15 protein-coding genes are annotated in these 18543 nt (G+C 64.1%); 10 read left to right on the plus strand and 5 right to left on the minus strand.

Features of this window, described 5'->3' with window-relative positions; genetic code table 11:
* Positions 1-331 precede the first annotated feature (331 nt).
* From QD208_RS11385 to QD208_RS11430, 10 genes are all read left to right on the plus strand, one after another.
* Positions 332-589 carry a DUF4212 domain-containing protein gene (locus tag QD208_RS11385; RefSeq protein WP_043333789.1) on the plus strand — a complete coding sequence of 86 codons (258 nt, stop codon included), beginning with the start codon at positions 332-334 and terminating at the stop codon, positions 587-589.
* A 90-nt stretch (positions 590-679) separates the two neighbouring features.
* On the plus strand, positions 680-2482 hold the full coding sequence (locus tag QD208_RS11390) for a sodium:solute symporter family protein (RefSeq protein ID WP_225347281.1): 1803 nt from the start codon (positions 680-682) through the stop codon (positions 2480-2482).
* 152 nt (positions 2483-2634) lie between these two features.
* Positions 2635-4605 (plus strand): DUF294 nucleotidyltransferase-like domain-containing protein, encoded by a 1971-nt coding sequence (locus QD208_RS11395; protein WP_279836868.1) that lies wholly within the window; start codon positions 2635-2637, stop codon positions 4603-4605.
* A 28-nt stretch (positions 4606-4633) separates the two neighbouring features.
* The gene (locus QD208_RS11400) at positions 4634-5278 is read left to right on the plus strand and encodes a 3'-5' exonuclease (protein WP_215823455.1); all 645 of its coding nucleotides are present in this window, start codon (positions 4634-4636) and stop codon (positions 5276-5278) included.
* 507 nt (positions 5279-5785) lie between these two features.
* Positions 5786-6007, plus strand: coding sequence for a hypothetical protein (locus tag QD208_RS11405; RefSeq protein ID WP_043333792.1), 222 nt, complete (start codon positions 5786-5788; stop codon positions 6005-6007).
* A gap of 227 nt (positions 6008-6234) precedes the next feature.
* Complete coding sequence (ttcA, locus tag QD208_RS11410; RefSeq protein WP_082388814.1) at positions 6235-7200, plus strand: tRNA 2-thiocytidine(32) synthetase TtcA; 966 nt, start codon at positions 6235-6237, stop codon at positions 7198-7200.
* A gap of 218 nt (positions 7201-7418) precedes the next feature.
* Positions 7419-9197: a bifunctional isocitrate dehydrogenase kinase/phosphatase gene (gene aceK, locus QD208_RS11415; protein ID WP_279836869.1), complete on the plus strand. Its 1779-nt coding sequence runs from the start codon at positions 7419-7421 to the stop codon at positions 9195-9197.
* Positions 9198-9251: 54 nt separating this feature from the next.
* A complete protein-coding gene (locus QD208_RS11420) occupies positions 9252-10001 on the plus strand; it encodes a Sir2 family NAD-dependent protein deacetylase (protein WP_052384572.1) in 750 nt (249 codons plus the stop codon).
* An 82-nt stretch (positions 10002-10083) separates the two neighbouring features.
* Positions 10084-11028: a bile acid:sodium symporter family protein gene (locus QD208_RS11425; protein WP_043333793.1), complete on the plus strand. Its 945-nt coding sequence runs from the start codon at positions 10084-10086 to the stop codon at positions 11026-11028.
* A 99-nt stretch (positions 11029-11127) separates the two neighbouring features.
* Complete coding sequence (locus QD208_RS11430) at positions 11128-12039, plus strand: DTW domain-containing protein (protein ID WP_082388815.1); 912 nt, start codon at positions 11128-11130, stop codon at positions 12037-12039.
* A gap of 89 nt (positions 12040-12128) precedes the next feature.
* Here QD208_RS11430 and QD208_RS11435 read toward each other — a convergent pair whose 3' ends face one another.
* From QD208_RS11435 to def, 5 genes are all read right to left on the minus strand, one after another.
* Complete coding sequence (locus QD208_RS11435) at positions 12129-13577, minus strand: TrkH family potassium uptake protein (protein WP_043333794.1); 1449 nt, start codon at positions 13575-13577, stop codon at positions 12129-12131.
* An 88-nt stretch (positions 13578-13665) separates the two neighbouring features.
* Positions 13666-15039: a Trk system potassium transporter TrkA gene (gene trkA, locus QD208_RS11440; protein ID WP_043333795.1), complete on the minus strand. Its 1374-nt coding sequence runs from the start codon at positions 15037-15039 to the stop codon at positions 13666-13668.
* A gap of 160 nt (positions 15040-15199) precedes the next feature.
* Complete coding sequence (gene rsmB, locus QD208_RS11445; protein WP_279836870.1) at positions 15200-16651, minus strand: 16S rRNA (cytosine(967)-C(5))-methyltransferase RsmB; 1452 nt, start codon at positions 16649-16651, stop codon at positions 15200-15202.
* The gene (gene fmt, locus QD208_RS11450; RefSeq protein ID WP_279836871.1) at positions 16648-17652 is read right to left on the minus strand and encodes a methionyl-tRNA formyltransferase; all 1005 of its coding nucleotides are present in this window, start codon (positions 17650-17652) and stop codon (positions 16648-16650) included. The genes rsmB and fmt overlap by 4 nt, the downstream gene beginning before the upstream one ends.
* Before the next feature lie 185 nt (positions 17653-17837).
* On the minus strand, positions 17838-18347 hold the full coding sequence (gene def / locus QD208_RS11455) for a peptide deformylase (RefSeq protein WP_043333797.1): 510 nt from the start codon (positions 18345-18347) through the stop codon (positions 17838-17840).
* Between the last annotated feature and the right edge of the window lie 196 nt (positions 18348-18543).

The raw sequence follows: 18543 nt of genomic DNA on the forward strand, positions 1-18543 counted from the left end.
TTCGCCGATCATTCTTCGCCCATTTGGCCAATAGACCAAGGGATTGCACCTTTAGGATATGAATCAACTTGTTGATTTAAAATTAATTGTATCGTTCTCAACTTTGCTCCATCAGGGGTGACTGACATTCTCGACTAAAGTCAGCCTGCAACGTTGCAGGGCCTTGTCTACTGTCAGATTCGAGTCGCCAAGTTTCCTGTCATGCCTTGAAAGGCGCAGGAAATATCCATCAACCGCCGAGAAAGGATCATCCGCTGACGGGTGGTCATCGATCTCCGGATCGCCAATCACTCCACTTCGCCAATCACAATAAAAATGCGAGAACACCATCATGAAGGAAGCGAATGCCAAGGCGTATTGGTCCGCCAATATCAAACTGATCATGGGCTATCTCGTGGTCTGGTTCGTGGTGTCCTATGGATGCGGGATATTGCTGGTGGACGTGTTGAACAACATCCAGTTCTTCGGTTTCAAGCTGGGCTTCTGGTTTGCGCAACAGGGGGCGATCTACTTCTTCCTCGCGCTGATCATTCTGTATGCCCGTTCGATGAACAAGCTCGATGAGCGCTTCGATGTTCACGAGCAATGAGTCAGTGACACGCCGGGCACAGGCCGCTCGTCGTGACGCGCCGTTGTGTGAATAAGAACAATATGATCGACATCGCCAAGGACACTGCCAATGGATGTTCAACTGCTGACCTATCTGTTCGTGGGCGCGTCATTTGCGCTCTATATCGGGATCGCGGTGTGGTCGCGAGCCGGTTCCACCAAGGAATTCTATGTCGCCGGGGGTGGCGTTCACCCCATCGCCAACGGGGCAGCGACCGCCGCAGACTGGATGTCGGCGGCCTCGTTCATCTCGATGGCGGGCATCATCGCCTATGTCGGCTATGACGCCTCCGTCTACCTGATGGGCTGGACCGGCGGCTACGTCCTGCTGGCCATGCTGCTGGCGCCGTACCTGCGCAAGTTCGGCAAGTTCACGGTGCCGGACTTCGTCGGTGACCGTTACTACTCCAGCGTCGCGCGCACCGTGGCGGTGGTCTGCGTCATCTTCATTTCCTTCACCTATGTCGCCGGTCAGATGCGCGGTACCGGCATCGTCTTCGCGCGCTTTCTCGAGGTGGACGTGAACGTCGGCGTGGTGATCGGCATGGCGATCGTCTTCTTCTATGCGGTACTCGGCGGCATGAAGGGCATCACCTATACCCAGGTGGCCCAGTACTGCGTGCTGATCTTCGCCTTCCTGGTGCCGGCGGTGTTCCTGTCGATCATGATGACGGGCCACGTGCTGCCGCAGACCGGCTTCGGCGGCACCCTGGTCGATGCCCAGGGCAATGACACCGGCGTCTATCTGCTGCAAAAGCTCGATCAGGTGGTGACCGATCTCGGCTTCCGCGAGTACACCGAGGGTTCCAAGTCCACCATCGATGTCTTCTTCATCACCGCCGCGCTGATGTGCGGTACCGCGGGTCTGCCCCACGTCATCGTGCGCTTCTTCACGGTGCCGACGGTCAAGGATGCGCGTATCTCCGCCGGTTGGGCGCTGTTCTTCATCGCACTGCTCTACACCACTGCGCCGGCCGTGGGTGCCTTCGCGCGGGTGAATCTGGTCGAGACCGTCAACGAGACGGCCTATGAGGAGCTGCCGGGCTGGTTCTACAACTGGGAGAACACCGGGCTGATCGGCTGGGTCGACAAGAATGGCGACGGCATCATCCAGATGCGTGGCGGTGATCCCTTCGCGGGCAAGCCGAGCTACGAGGGCAGCGCCGACAGTCAGGCGGCCCGCGGTGAGTACGGTCAGCGTCTGGTGAGCAACACGCCCACCGACAACGAGAGCGAGGTCTACATCGACCGCGACATCATCGTGCTGGCCAACCCGGAGATCGGCAACCTGCCGGCATGGGTCATCGCACTGGTGGCGGCGGGTGGGGTGGCGGCAGCACTCTCGACGGCGGCCGGTCTGTTGCTGGTCATCTCGTCGGCCATCTCACATGACCTGCTCAAGAAGACCTTCAAGCCAGACATCAGCGAGAAGCAGGAGCTGATGGCGGCACGCATGGCGGCGGCCGTGGCCATCGTGATCGCCGGTTACTTCGGCATCAATCCGCCAGGCTTCGTGGCGCAGGTGGTGGCCTTTGCCTTCGGGCTTGCGGCATCGAGCTTCTTCCCGGTCATCCTGCTGGGGATCTTCTCCAAGCGCATGAACAAGGAAGGTGCCATCGCGGGCATGCTGGTCGGCCTGGTCTTCACCTTCAGCTACATCGTCTACTTCAAGTTCATCTCGCCGGAACTCAACAGCGCCGAGAACTGGTTGCTGGGTGTGTCGCCGGAGGGGATCGGATCGCTGGGCATGGTGCTCAACTTCGTCGTCGCGGTCATCGTCTGCAAGATGACTCCGCCGCCGCCCGAGCACATCCAGCATATCGTCGAGGACATTCGTGTTCCGCGCGGGGCCGGAACAGCAGTGGATCACTGATTCAGGCAGCAGGGCCTATTCGCGCAGCACGCAGCATCGGCGCGAACAGGCCCCCGTTTCCCGAAGCCCCGTCTTGCACCTGCAGGCGGGGCCTCGTGGTTTGAGGGCTCGTGCATCGATAAGCGCTGCACGCGCAGAGGGGAGTCGCTGTCATGCAAGCGTCACTGGTGGATATCGCGTTCGAGGAGCCGCCGTTCAGTCTGCTGGATGAGCGTCTTCGGCAACGGCTGGCCGAAGGGGTGGACCTTCACTATTTCGAGGCACTGGCGCAGCCGCTGGTGCCGGGGGCCGTCGGTGAGGCGGTCTACATCATTCACAAGGGCGAGGTGGCGGAACTGGCCGCTGATTCGGCACTGCCGGACGCCGCCACGCTCGACAAGGCGCAGCGCGAGGGACTGGATGCCTGGGTCAGCCTGCGCATCGGCCATTACACCGCGGGGGACCTGTTCGGGGCGCTGACGCTGCTCAATGGCCATTGCCGCACCCGCTTCGTCTGCGAGCAGGAGACGCTGTGCTACCAGCTGCCCGCAGAGCTGTTCTTCTCGCTGTGCGACGAGTGTCCTGCCTTCGGTGAGTACTTCCAGCACAGCCTGAGCGACAAGGCGCGGCTGCTGGCGGCGCAGCGTGATACCCGTCAGGGCGCGAGTCGCGACCAGGCAGGCTTCATGCTGGCGCGGGTGATGGACTGCATGCGTCCGCCGCTCAAGCTGGCGGCCAGCGCCAGCATCGAGCAGGGCGTCAAGGCCATGCAGACGGCGGGGGCGGACAGCCTGATCATCACTGTCGAGGGGCGTCAGGGCGTGGTGACGCGCACGGACCTGCTCAATGCGCTGGTGATCCAGGGTTTGGCTGCCAATCATCCGCTCGCCTCGCTGGGCAGCTTTGCGCTGGTGGCGGTCACGGCGGAGGAATATCTGTTCCAGGCGCTGGTGCAGATGACCCGCCACCGGGTCGCGCGGATCGTGGTCAAGGAGCGCCTGACGCCTGACGCGGCGGTCGTCGGGGTCATCGAGCTGACCGACGTGCTGGGGTTCTTCTCCAATCGCAGTCAGCTGTTGAGTCTCGAGATCGAGCGCGCCTCTGACATGGCGGCGCTTGAGCAGGCCAGTGCGCGTCTGCCGGAAATGGTCAGGGCGCTGGCGATGCAGGGAGTCCACATGCGCCATGCGATGGCGCTGTTGAGTGCGCTCAACGGGCGCCTGATCGAGCGCACCTTCGCCATGCTGGTGGCGGAGGAGCACCGGGCCTCGAGTTGCCTGATGCTGATGGGCAGCGAAGGGCGCGGCGAACAGATCCTCAAGACCGATCAGGACAATGGGCTGATCATCGCCGATGGCCACCAGTGGCCCGATAACGAGGACACCCTGCAGCGCTTCAGTGACGCCCTGGCGGGTCTCGGCTATCCACCATGCCCGGGCAACATCATGGTCTCCAATCCGGAGTGGGTCGCCACCGAGTCGCGCTGGCGCGGCAAGATCGCACGCTGGTGCGCCGGACGCGATGGCGAGGCGCTGATGAATCTGGCCATCGTCTTCGACGCGCGCGCCAGCGGCGGCAATGAAGCGCTGGTCGACAGCTTGCGCGGACACCTGGTACGCCACGCCACGCGCGATGAGCTGCTGCTGTCGCACTTCGCGCGCCCGGCGCTGCATTTCTCGACCCCGCTGACGCTGTTCGGCTCCTTGCGCTCGCCGCGACACGGCATCGATATCAAGAAGGGCGGCATCTTCCCCATCGTGCATGGCGTTCGCACCATGGCGCTGGAACGCGGAGTGATGGCCACCGGCACCTTCGCGCGGCTTGAGGCGCTGGTCAGTGATGGGCGTATCGAGGCCAGCGACAGCGCCGACCTTGCCGAGGCGTTGTCCCTGTTTGCCGAGTTGCGTCTGCGCCAGCAGCTGCGCCATCTGGAAGAGGACAAACATGGCGCTGCCGCCGGCGGGGCCAGCGACTCGCGAAGGGATGGCCAGGACAAGACCACGGCGGCGCGGGAGGCGGGGAGTCGCAACCTGATCATCACCCAGTCGTTGTCCTCGTTGGAGCGTGATCTATTGCGCGATGCCCTGAGTCGGGTCAAGGACTTCAAGCAGCGGCTGTCACATCGTTATCACCTGGAATACTGAACCGGCCTCAAGGCCGAGGGGAGGTGGCATGTTCGAACAACTGAGACGCGCCAGTGATCGTCGTCGTCATGCGCAGGGCGAGTTTGCCGAGCTCTTTCGTCCCTGGCATGCCGCCGAGCGGGGCGGGGAGCGTGTAGCGCTGGACTGCGAGACCACCAGTCTCGATGTCGGCCACGCCGAGCTGGTCTCGCTGGCGGCGGTGCGTTTCGATGCGCGCCATATCCATACCTCCAGCGCGCTGTCGCTCTATCTGCAATGCCCGCAAGGGCTGCAGGGCGACTCGATCCGCATCCACCGCCTGCGCGGTATCGATCTGCATGGCGGAGAAGCGCTGGGCGATGCGCTGCGACAGCTGCTGGAGTTCATCGGCAATCGTCCGCTGGTGGGCTGGTGCATCGACTTCGATGTCGCGGTGATCAACCGTCACCTGCGGCCACGCTTCGGCTTTGATCTGCCCAACCAGCGTCACGATCTGGCGCGCGATTACGTCCGGCGCTGCAAGCATGAGCAGCCGGACGCCGCCCCGGACCTGCGCTTCGAGGCGATGGCTGATGCCCTGGGCGTGCCGGTGATCGGTCGCCACAGCGCGCTGGGGGACGCCGTGACCAGTGCGCTGATGGCGCAGCGCCTGATGCAGGCACCGCTGTCGCCCTCGCTGGCCAGCCAGGCCTGAGCGGGGCTTATGTCAGGAGCTTATGGCAGGGGCTGGGCAGGCGCTGGATGCGTGTCAGGCCCGGTATCAGACGTCTCATCAGCCGACATCATCCTCAAGGCTATTATTCCAAGGTCTGTTGCCGGAATGTCCAATGGCCCGGCTCACTGCCTTTGTCCACACTGACTGTCATACGACACGCCCACTGCGGCGAGAGGTCGACTCTGATTACACGCCAGTGCACTACCGGCCAGCAGGACGGCCAAGCCATGCAGGATGAAAGACCGAGCAGCTTTGATAACCATAATGAAGCGGCGACAGCGAGCAAAGGCCACGCGTGATACGGACCTGCTGTCAGCCAGCCTCTGTCAGGCCTGAGGACGGCATCTTTCTCTTCAGGATCGTCATCACTGCGCCAGGTGATGACTGTCGGGCCCCGGGCATCTGCTCGGGGCCCGGCTTCAGATAAGGCATCCGCCCGCGATTGCCTTCCTTATGACTCAGGGGTACTTGCCCACGAGGTGCGACATGCTGATCGCGACCAATACGCTGTTGATTCTTGGCCTGGCCATCGTGCTGTTTGCCTACGGCCTCTATATTCGCCGGACACAGGACATGCGCGGTGTGCTGATGTTCTGGTCACGCAAGCTTGCGCTCACTGCGCTTGAATTCAGACTGCAACGCTTCGGTATCCTCGTGATGCTGGGCGGGGTGGTGATCCGCTATCTGGAAGTGCTGCGCCTGTTCTAGCCTGCGCCTGTTCTAGCTTGCAGGAAGTCCGCGCAAGCGCCGCTGTTCCCCACGGCGCATGCCACACGCCAACGCCCGCTGACTGCGGGCGTTGGCGTATCTTGCGTCGGCGTCACGCCACCTGGCCCGACAGGGGCAGGCACCCCGCCTGAAGTACGCTGCCTCTGTGACCGTCTACTGGCCAATGCTAGACTGTGCGCCCTTCCAAACTGCCAGCCTGATGCCCCATGTTCACACCCGATAGCGAGCTTTCGTCCAGCCCCACTGATGCGGCCACTGCCAAGCGCGAACTGAACAAGTTGCAGAAGCGCCTGCGGCGCAATGTCGGTACCGCCATCACCGATTACGGCATGATCCGTGATGGTGACAAGGTGATGGTGTGCCTGTCCGGGGGCAAGGATTCCTACACCATGCTGGATATCCTGATGAACCTGCAGCGCAATGCGCCGGTGCAGTTCACGCTGGTGGCAGTGAATCTCGACCAGAAGCAGCCCGGCTTTCCGGAGCATGTGCTGCCGGCATGGCTCGAGTCGGTGGGCGTCGAGTACCACATCCTCGAGCGCGACACCTATTCCATCGTCAAGGAGAAGGTGCCGGAGGGCAAGACGACCTGCGGGCTGTGCTCGCGCCTGCGTCGCGGCTCGCTGTATGGCTTCGCCGCCGAGATCGGTGCGACCAAGATCGCCCTCGGCCACCACCGCGACGACATCCTCGAGACGCTGTTCCTGAACATGTTCTTCGGTGGCAAGCTCAAGACGATGCCGCCCAAGCTGCTCTCTGATGACCAGCGCCATATCGTGATTCGCCCGCTGGCCTATTGCCGTGAGTCCGATATCGAGGCCTATTCCAACGCGCGCGAGTTCCCGATCATCCCCTGCAACCTGTGCGGCTCGCAGGAGAATCTGCAGCGTCAGGTGGTCAAGGAGATGCTGCAGGACTGGGAGAAGAAGCATCCGGGGCGGCTGGAAACCATGTTCCATGCCGTCACCTCGGTGGCGCCGTCACATCTGGCAGACCGCGACCTGTTCGATTTCGCCGGCCTGGATGAGCAGCGTGACCGCTTCCAGGCCTCGCGCATCGATGCGCTGGACATGAGTTCCGAGCAGGCCGGCATGGCCGATGACCTGTTCGAGGCCGAGCGCCGCGTCAAGCCGCTGGCCGACTCGGCGGCCTCGCTGGGGCATGAGTTGTAAGCCACGCGCCCCTGGCCATCGTCAGACATCATGAACGCCACCTCGCTTGCGGGGTGGCGTTCTGCGTTTCAGGCGGTCCGCTGCCACCCCGGCCTTGATGGATGGCGCACCTAGCGTGAGTCAGGGTTGAAGGCCCGCGACCATTGTCGTCTCGCTTGCTGGCGCGACAGTCCGCATGCTTTGGACATGTCAGGTGACTGAAGGGCAGGGAGGCGGCGATGGGCAATGATGTAGACAGTGACGAGCGCGGCAATGGCCAGCAGGGCCAGCGGCTGGCGGCGACCGTGTTGCATGGTTTCGATGAATATCGATCACGCTTCAAGCAGATATCCAGTGATGCGCGGCGGCGCTTCATCGAGGCCGACTGGCGTGAGGCACAGCAGGCCTCCGCCGCGCGCATCAACCTCTACGACGAGAAGGTCGCCGCCACCATGGAGCGGCTGGAGCGTGCCTTCGAGCCCGACCGCCTGTGCGAGTGCACCCTGTGGGGCGAGGCCAAGCGGCAGTACATGGCGCTGATCGATCAACGCCTCGACTACAAGCTGGCCGAGACCTTCTACAACTCCATCTTCTGCAGCGTGTTTTCCCATCGTCACATCCGCGATGACTGGATGTTCGTCTCGCCATCCCGCCAGGGGCCGGCACGCCATTCCGGCTTGAGCATCAGTCATCGTGTGCCGGTCGAGGGTGACTGGGCCGGGGCACTCGAATCCGTGCTCAACGAGGCGCCACTGGGGATCGCCTTCGAGCATCAGGGGCGCGATGTGACGCTGGGCGCCGAGATGTTGCTCGCGACGCTGCCTGAGGCGGTGCGCGATGCGCCGGATGCCGCCTTCGAGATGCTGCGCAGCGTCTTCTATCGCAACAAGGGGGCCTATCTGGTCGGGCGCATCGAGGGTGGCGGCCAGACCCTGCCGCTGGTGTTGCCGGTGCTGCATACCGAGCGCGATGGCGTCTATCTGGATACCGTGATCATCGAGCCGGAAGAGGTCTCGATCATCTTCTCCTTCACGCGGGCCTATTTCCAGATCGAGATCGAAGTGCCCAGCGAGGTGGTCGGGTTTCTGCAGACCTTGATGCCCGAGAAGCCCATCGGCGAGCTGTACGCCGCCATCGGCTTCTACAAGCATGGCAAGACCGAGCTGTTCCGCGGCCTCAACCAGCATGTGGCGAGTCGCTCCGATCAGTTCATCATCGCGCCGGGCGTGCGCGGCATGGTGATGGCGGTCTTCGTGCTGCCCAGTTACCGGCTGGTGTTCAAGCTGATCAAGGACCGCTTCGCCCCCGGCAAGGACATGAGTCGTGATCAGGTGCGCGAGAAGTACCGTCTGGTCAAACGCCATGATCGGGTCGGGCGATTGGCCGATACGCAGGAATTCTCGAACTTCACCGTCGGCAAGGACCACTTCGACCCGGCCTGCCTCGAAGAGTTGCTGGAGGTGTGCAGCTCCTCGATCAGCCTGCGCGGCAACAAGGTGCTGATACGTCACTGCTACACCGAGCGCATGATGACGCCGCTCAACCTGTATCTCGAGGAGTGTGACGCCGAGGAAACCCGCGCGGTGCTCAATGATTATGGCAATGCGATCAAGCAGTTGGCTGCCGCTGACATCTTCCCCGGCGACATGTTGCTCAAGAACTTCGGCGTCACGCGCCACGGGCGGGTGGTCTTCTATGACTACGACGAGATCAGCTACCTGACCGAGTGCAACTTCCGTGAGATTCCCGAGGCACGTTACCCTGAGCAGGAACTGGCCAGCGAGCCCTGGTATTCGGTGGGGCCCAACGACATCTTCCCCGAGGAGTTCGGCCCCTTCCTGTTTGCCGATATCCAGCTGCGCAAGCTGTTCTATGAGCTGCATCCCGAGATCTTCCAGGCCAGCTGGTGGCGTGGCCTGCAGGACGCCATCGCGCAAGGGCGCGTGATCGATGTCTATCCCTATCGCAACAAGCGGCGCTTCGGTGTCGATCGCAGTCAGGACTTCATCGATGACTGAGTGTGATCGCCATGCCCGCTGTTCGATCCTGTCCAACGCCAGAGAGAGTGCTAGATGAGTGAAGGCTTCAAGGACCCCGGTGCACGTCACGGACGCCATCTGGTCGTGTTGAGTGGCGCCGGCATCAGCGCCGAGAGCGGCCTGCGCACCTTCCGCGCCGAGGATGGCCTGTGGGAAGAGCATCGTCTGGAAGACATCGCGACGCCGCAGGCCTTCCGACGTGACCCCCAGCAGGTGCTGCGCTTCTACGATGACCGCCGCACCCAGGTACGCCGCGCCAGGCCCAACGCGGCCCACAAGGCGCTGGCTGAGCTGGAGCAGCACGGCTTTCGCGTCTCGGTCATCACCCAGAACATCGACGACCTCCACGAGCGAGCGGGCTCGCGCGAGGTCGTGCATCTGCATGGCGAGATTCTCAAGGCGCGCTCCAGCGTCGACCACGGCCTGCGCTATCCCTTGCCGCGTGGCGGCATTCGCCTCGGGGACCTGTGTGACAAGGGCAGTCAGCTGCGCCCGGACGTGGTGTGGTTCGGTGAGGCGGTGCCGCTCTATGCGGTCGCCGAGGAGATCGCCGCCGAGGCGGACCTGCTGTTGATCGTCGGCACCTCGCTCAAGGTCATGCCGGCGTCCAACCTCTATGCAGCAGCGCCGCTGGATGCCCCCATCGTGCTGGTCGACCCGAATGCCGATGAACTGGCCGAGCCCGGCGTGCTGCCGCTGGCCGAAAGTGCCGGTCAGGCGGTACCGCGCCTTGTGCGCCATTGGTTGTATCAGGGCCACCTGGGGCTGCCTGATACGTTATGATGCGCGCCTTCAGGCCTGCCATGGGAGGCGGGCCAGCAATTTCCGGGAAATCGATGCCCCGGGCGACCGAAAAGTGAAAAGCATGTTCGAGACGCTGAATCGTTTCTTCCCCTTGTGGGCGCTGGTCTTTGCCGGCATCGCCGTGGTGGCTCCGACGCCGTTCGTGGCGCTCAAGGACACCATTCAGCCTCTGCTGGCGCTGATCATGTTCGCCATGGGCCTGACCCTGTCGCGTGACGACTTCATACGCGTGGCACGTCGCCCCGGCCCCATCGCGCTCGGGTTGCTGCTGCAATATAGCGTGATGCCGCTGGCCGCCTTCCTGATCGCACGTCTGCTGGGGCTGGACCCGGCGCTGACGGTGGGCATGGTGCTGGTCGGTGCCACGGCAGGGGGAACCTCCTCCAACGTGATGACCTGGCTGGCCGGCGGACACGTGGCGCTATCGGTCTCGATGACCATGGCCTCGACGCTGCTCTCCATCGTGATGACGCCGCTGCTGACCTGGTGGCTGCTGGGCACCGATATCAACGTGCCGGTCAGCGGCATGCTGCTGAGCATCGCCAAGCTGGTGGTCGCCCCCATCGTGCTCGGCGTGGTCGTGCACCACTTTGCGCGTGATCTGATCCGCGAGTGGGAGTCGGCATTGGCGAGTCTGGCCATGCTGGCCATCGTGCTGATCATCGCCATCGTGGTCTCGCTCAACGTCGGGCGACTTGCCACGCTGGGCCCGCTGGTCGCGCTGGCGGTCGTGGCACACAATGCCATCGGCCTGAGCGCGGGTTATGGCCTGTCGCGTCTGTTCGGGCTGGATGAACGCACTTCGCGCACCATCGCCATCGAGGTCGGCATGCAGAATTCCGGCCTGGCGGCGTCACTGGCCAGTCAGTTCTTCTCCGCCACGGCGGCGCTGCCGGGGGCGATCTTCTCCATCTGGCACAACGTCTCGGGGTCGCTGCTGGCAGGCTACTGGAAGCGTCGTCCGCCCAAGTTCGTGACCGGCAGCAAGCACCGCTACGAGGTCTGATCCCGCGAATCGGCAACCTGAGTCGGGACAGAAGAATGGGAGAAAGGGACGCGCATGCTAGAATGCGCGTCCCTTTTTCCTTGGTTCTGACTGCTCATCATGTGTGATTCCCGCCCCCCGCCGGCTGATGGCGACGATATCGCCGCCTGTGCGCCTCAATCTGCTTCCGCTGTCGCCTCCAGCGTCGATGGCGACGCTGTGGCAATCGATACCGTCGCGCCAGGCGCAGGCAGTGGCATCACCACGCTGCCCAGTGGCGAGCCGGAGGCGTGGCACGGACGGCATCCGCGCCGCGAATTCAAGGCGCGCGGCAGTCAGGTGATTCGCTGTGAGGCGTGCCGCCTGCCCAGGCTCAATTGCCTGTGTCCCTATCAGGTCACCGCCGAGTCGCGGATCAAGTTCTGGCTGATCACCCATCCGCTGGAGCATTACAAGCCGACCAATACCGGGCGCCTGATCTCGGATGTGCTGGCGGGCACCGAGGTCTTCAGCTGGTATCGCGTCGAGCCGGATCCGCGCCTGCTGGCGCTGCTGGAAGATGAGCGCTATCAGCCCTTCATCATCTTCCCGGATGACCAGCCCGACTACGCCGATCGCGTGGTCGACGTGAATGCCATCGCCGGCGTCGGCGCCGATGTGGCAACGCATACCGCCAGTGGCGAGGCACGCATTCCGGTGTTCATCCTGCTCGATGGCACCTGGCGTCAGGCGCGGCGCATCTTCCGCAAGAGCCCTTATCTGGACGGCCTGCCGGTATTGCCGCTGCACACTCAGCGTCTGACCCGCTATCACCTGCGCAAGCCTGCCTCCGAGGCGCACCTGTGCACGGCGGAAGTGGCGGCGGAGCTGCTGCGTCAGGCGGGGGAGGAGAACGCGGCCAGCGTGCTGGATGACTACTTCGACGCCTTCAACGACTGCTATCGTGCCAGCCGCATCCACTATGTGCTGGAGCCGACCGCGCCAATGCGCCGCCTGCTGGCGCGCCGTGACGCCACTACCGGCGAGTCATAGTCGAAGCGCTGCAATAAAAACGCCCCCGTCGGAGTCCTCCGGCGGGGGCGTTTGCGTTCAAGGTGACGCTCTGGGCACGCTGGCGGCTGTCAGCGCCGCCAGAAGGCCGGCGTGAACAGCACCAGGATGGTGAAGATCTCCAGACGTCCCAGCAGCATGGCGAGGATCAGGATGCCCTTGGCGGCCCCCGGAATATCGCCGTAGTGGGTCGCGACCTCACCCAGTCCCGGCCCCAGGTTGTTGAGCGCCGAGCCGACCGCTGACCACGCCGTCACCTGGTCAAGCCCGGTGGCCAGCATGCCCAGCATCATCAGCACGAACAGCATCAGGTAGACGGAGAAGAACCCCCACACCGCCTCAGCGACACCCTCGGAGATACGCATCTTGCCGACCTTGACCGACAGGATGGCATTGGGATGGATCAGACGATGGATCTCGCGCACGCCCTGCTTGAGGATCAGCAGGATGCGGATGACCTTCATGCCACCACCGGCGGACCCGGAGCAGGCACCGATGAAGGCGGCGATGAACAGCATCATCGGCAAGACACCCGGCCAGCCGGTGAAATCGGCGACGCCGAAGCCGGTGGTGGTGGCCACCGAGACGGCCTCGAACAGGCCGTGGCGCAGCGCCTTGCTGTCATCGTAGCTGCCGGTCAGCAGCAGGCCGGCGATGGTGACGCAGGTCAGGATCAGCAGCAGGATCAGGAAGAAGCGTGTCTCCGGGTCGCGCAGATAATGGCTGATGCGGCCCTCGCGCCAGGCGGCGAAGTGCAGGCCGAAGCTGATCGAGGACACCACCATGAAGAACACGCAGATCATCTCGATGCTGGCGGAGTCGAAGTAGCCGATGCTGGCGTCGTGGGTCGAGAAGCCACCGACCGCGACGGTCGAGAAGCTGTGGCCCAGGGCATCGAACCAGCTCATGCCGGCCGCCCAGTAACTGGCGAAGCACACCAGCGTCAGCGCGGCGTAGATGTACCACAGCGCCTTGGCCGTCTCGGTGATGCGCGGCGTCAGCTTGGAGTCCTTCAGCGGGCCGGGAATCTCGGTGCGGTAGAGCTGCATGCCGCCGATGCCGAGTGTCGGCAGGATCGCCACCGCCAGCACCACGATCCCCATGCCGCCCAGCCATTGCAGCTGCTGGCGGTAGTAGAGGATGGAGTGGGGCAGCAGATCGAGCCCCGTCATCACCGTGGCGCCGGTGGTGGTGAGCCCCGAGAACGACTCGAACATGGCATCGATGATGGTCAGGTTCGGGTCTTCGGCGAGCAGGAAGGGCAGCGAGCCGAAGGCCCCCAGCACGGTCCAGAACAGCACCGTGATCAGGAAGCCATCGCGGTTGCGCAGCTCCTTGCGGGCGTGCCGATTGGGGTAGAAGAGCGCGAAACCGGTCAGCAGGGTGATGCCCATCGCCACGGCGAAGGCGCTCAGGGTGTCGTCCTCGAAGACCCTCGAGATCAGCATCGGCGGCACCAGCGTCAGGCTGAACAGCATCAGCAGGATACCGAGGATGCGAGAGATCACGCGTAGGCTCATGCGGCGCCTCCCTGAGAGAGGCGCTGCGTGGCGAGGCCGCCGAGTGACGTTCGGGGCGGGCGCGGGGCGGAAGTCATGGAGGCCGGCATCAGAAGAAGGTCAACCCGACCTGGAACAGACGCTCCACCTCGCGGATGCGACGCTTGTCGACCACGAACAGGATGACGTGGTCGTTGGATTCCACCACCAGGTCATGATGCGCCACCAGCACTTCCTTGCCGCGTACCACGGCACCGATGGTGGTGCCCTCCGGCAGGTTGATATCCTCGATGCGTCGGCCTACCACCTTGGAGGAGCGCTCATCGCCGTGGGCGATGGCCTCGATGGCCTCTGCCGCACCACGGCGCAGCGAGTGGACATTGACGATGTCACCCTTGCGCACGTGGGTCAGCAGGCCGCCGATGGTCGCCTGCTGGGGCGAGATGGCGATATCGATCTCGCCGCCCTGCACCAGGTCCACGTAGGCCGCGTTGTTGATCAGCGTAAGCACCTTCTTGGCGCCGAGTCGCTTGGCCAGCATCGACGACATGATGTTGACCTCGTCGTCGTTGGTCAGCGCGCAGAAGATATCGCAATCCTCGATGTTCTCCTCCAGCAGCAGACGCTTGGAGGTGGCGCTGCCGTGCAGGACCACGGTGCGATCGAGGCGCTCGGAAAGGTCGGTGCAACGCGCCAGCGAGTGCTCGATGATCTTGACCTGATGACTGTGCTCCAGCGTCTCGGCCAGACGCTCACCGATGTGGCCGCCACCGGCGATCACCACCCGGCGGAAGTTGCGATCGACGCGTCGCAGCTCGCCCATCACGGTGCGGATGTCCTTGCGTGCCGCGATGAAGAACACCTCGTCATCGGCCTCGATCACGGTGTCACCGCGCGGGATGATCGGACGATTGCGACGATAGATGGCGGCGACGCGGGTATCCACGTTGGGCATGTGGCGACGCAGGAAACCGAGCTCCTGACCGACCAGCGGTCCGCCGTAGTAGGCCTTGACCGCGACCAGCTGGGCGACGCCATTGGCGAAGTCGAGCACCTGCAGGGCGCCGGGATATTCGATCAGGCGGCGGATGTGGTCCGTCACCACCTGCTCGGGGCTGATCAGTACATCGACCGGAATGGCGTCATGCGAGAACAGGCCCTTGCGGGTCAGATAGGCGGTCGAGCGCACACGCGCGATCTTGGTCGGCGTGTGGAACAGGCTATGGGCGATCTGACAGGCGATCATGTTGACCTCGTCAGAGTTGGTCACCGCGATCAGCATGTCGGCATCCTCGCCACCCGCCTGCCGCAGGATCTGCGGATAGCTCGCCGGCCCCGTGACCGTGCGGATGTCGAGTCGGTTGTGCAGCTCGCGCAGTCGTTCGCTGTCGGTATCCACCACCGTGATGTCATTTTCTTCATGGGCCAGGTGTTCGGCGAGCGTTCCGCCGACCTGACCTGCGCCCAGAATGATGATTTTCATGTCCGGCTCGTCCGCTGTTGCTCAGTCGGCACAGGATAAACCAGTGCCAGGACGGAAGACAGCCGCGCCCCGAGAGTCGGGGCGCGGCTGTCCGGGAATGTCAGGCGTGGCGTCTCATGTCATCACGGACGTCGCGCCGACACGGCTCACCTGGCTGTGATCAGGCGCTGGCCTTGGTGATGTGGGCCAGGTAGAAGCCGTCGTGACCATTGACCTGTGGCAGCATCTGGCGGCCAGCACCGGAGACACGGCCCCAATCGGCCTTGATGGTCTCGGCCCTGGCGTCCGGCGTCGCGGCCAGGAAGCGGTCCATCACGCGGGCGTTTTCCTGGGTGATGATGGAGCAGGTGCCGTAGACCAGGGTGCCGCCGGGCTTGAGCATGCCCCACAGATTGGCCAGCAGCTTGCCCTGCAGGCGTGCCAGGTCGCCGATGTCGTTCGGGCGACGCAGCAGCTTGATGTCCGGGTGACGGCGGATGACGCCACTGCCGGAGCAGGGCGCGTCGAGCAGGATGACGTCGAAGGCTTCGCCGTCCCACCAGTCGCGTTCGCTGGCATCGGCACATACGACACCGGCACCCAGCTCGAGACGCTCCAGCGTCTCTTCCACGCGCTCGAGACGCTCGCCGTCGATGTCGATGGCGGTGGCGTCCAGGCCCGGGAAGCGCTCCAGCATGTCCGCCAGCTTGCCGCCCGGCGCGGTGCAGGCATCCAGCAGGCGCACGCCTTCCCCTTCGGCGTTGATGGCCGTCACGGCCGGTGCCAGCAGCTGACCGGCCAGCTGTGCCGCTTCATCCTGCACGCTGACCAGGCCTTCCTCGAAGCCCGGCAGGGCGCTGACGTCGCAGGCGCTGGTCAGGGTGATGCCGTGCTCGGCGAACGGGCAGGCCACGCCTTCGATCTCGGCTTCCGCCAGCTGGGCGAGGTAGTCGTCGCGGCTGATGGCGGCGACATTGACGCGCAGCGTCATCGGCGCCTGGGCGTTGTTGGCCTCGGCGATGGCCTGCCAGTCGTCCGGCCAGTTGCGCTGGAAGGTATCCAGCAACCACTGGGGGTGGGACAGGGCGACGGCGGGGTCCTTGTCGACTTCGGCTTCCAGCGCTTCCTGCTCGCGCTGGAAACGACGCAGACAGGCGTTGAGCACGCCGGTGGCCCAGCCCTTGCCCAGGCCACGGGCAGCGCCAGCGGTCTCACCGACGGCGGCGTGCGGGGCGATGCGCATGTACAGCAGCTGATAGAGGCCGAGCAGCAGCAGGGCGTGGATGTCCTGATCCTGCGACTTGAAGGACGACTTCAGCAGCTTGCCCGCCAAGGCATCCAGACGCGGCAACTGACGGCAGACGCCGAAGCACAGTGCCTTGTAGAGGCCCTGGTCACGCCCGGCGACGCCGGACGGCAGGCTGTCCAGGTTCAGCGAGGTGCGCGCGGCCAGCACCGGGGCCAGCGTCCGCGCGGCCGCGACACGCACCGCAGCGCCCGGCGAGGCCGGTGCATTGTCAGGCTTGCGACGGGCGCCGCCATGCTTGTGAGCGCCGCCCTTGCTGCGGGCTGGCGGCAGGGAGTTGCGCTTCTTGCCGTTGCCCTTGGAGGACGGGTTGTCTGACTGGCTCATGCGGAAGTCTCGGTCTGGGAATCGGTATCAGGGGCGTGATCTGCGCCGAGGACGAGGCCCTCGGGGAAGCGCGCAGCACGGGAATTGAGCAGGTCCTTGACGGACAGCGGCTTGGCGCCGGGCAGCTGGGCGCGAGTGATCTCGAGCACCTCATGGCCATCGCCGCAGGCGATGCGCAGGCAATCCTTGCCGGGTGCCAGCAGGGTGCCGGGCGCCACGCTGTTCGCAAGGCGCTGCTCGCTGGTGCGGGACATCCACAGGCGCAGCGGCTCGCCCGCAAGGCGTGTCCAGGCCACCGGCCACGGATTGAAGGCGCGAATGCGCGCGTCCAGCTCGGCGGCAGGGCGGGTGAAGTCGAGTTCGGCCTCGGCCTTGGAGAGCTTGGCGGCGTAGGTCACACCCTCATCCGGTTGGCGGGTCGCGGGCAGGTCGCCAGCGGCGATGGCGTCGAGGGCCGTGACGATGGCCTCACCTCCCTGGGCCGCCAGCGCATCATGCAGCTCGCCACCGGTGGTGCTGGCGGTGATCGGGGTGCGGCGGATCAGCAGCATGTCACCGGTATCCAGGCCGGCATCCATCTGCATGATGGTGACGCCGGATTCGCTGTCACCGGCTTCGATGGCACGCTGGATCGGCGCGGCACCGCGCCAGCGCGGCAGCAGAGAGGCGTGGATGTTCAGGCAGCCCAGACGCGGAATATCGAGCACCGCCTGCGGCAGGATCAGGCCGTAGGCCACCACCACCATGATGTCGGCATCGAGGTCGCGCAGAATCTGACGATCGGCCTCGTCCTTGAAGTTGAGCGGCTGATGGACGGGGATATCGTGCTGGAGTGCCAGCTGCTTGACGGGGCCCGGGGTCAGCTTGCGACCACGCCCGGAGGGGCGATCAGGCTGGGTGTGGACACTGATGATCTCGTGGCGACTGCCCAGCAGGGCGGACAGACACTCGGCGGCGAAATCGGGGGTGCCGGCAAAGGCGATGCGCAGGGCTTTCGACATGTGCTATGACTCATGTAGGAGCACGGAGGCGGCTGTGCTCAAGGTGCTGACGGTTGCGGCAGGACGGCCAGCGCGACAGATGCGGCTGATGGACCAGTAACCGCACGAAGGCCGAGGGGATGCCCTCGGCCTTCGTGCGGTGCCGCCATGCGCTCAATATCGGCCGTGTGGCCGAGCGTGAGGGATCAGGCTTCTTGCAGCTTGTGACGCTTCTGCATCTTCTTCATCACCCGATCACGCTTGAGCGGGGAGAGGTAGTCGACGAACAGCTTGCCTTGCAGGTGGTCGTGCTCGTGCTGGATGCAATGTGCCAGCAGGCCATCGGCTTCCAGTTCGTAGGCATCGCCGTTGCGGTCCTGAGCCTTGAGTCGTACCTTCAGATAGCGCGGGACTTCGGCATAATATTCAGGAATCGACAGGCAGCCTTCCTGCATCGGTTGCTGTTCATCACCGATCGGGGTGTATTCCGGGTTGATCAGCACCAGCGGCTGGGACTGATCTTCGCTGACGTCGATGACGATGAGACGGCGATGCTCGTCGACCTGTGACGCGGCGAGGCCGATGCCGCGGGCGTCATACATGGTCTCGATCATGTCGTCGATCAGGGTCTGCAGCTCGGCGTCGATCGTGTCGATCGGGGCGGCAACGTTGCGCAGACGCTCATCAGGGAATTCAAGGATTTCGCGTTTGGCCATGGCTGGTGTAATTACCGTTGTGCTGTCAGAAAGGATTTGCCTGATATTGTAGTGTGCGCAAGCGAGGAACGGAACCGAATGCCGTCAATGCTGCTACTATCGCGGCAATAGTCAGGATTGATCTGACATGGCGATGGACAGGGGTCAGCAGCCACCAGGCGCGGGGCAGAGCGGGTCTGCGCGGTGCGGAGTTCAG

It is taken from the genome of Cobetia sp. 29-18-1 (assembly GCF_029846405.1).
Taxonomy (GTDB): Bacteria; Pseudomonadota; Gammaproteobacteria; order Pseudomonadales; family Halomonadaceae; genus Cobetia; species Cobetia amphilecti.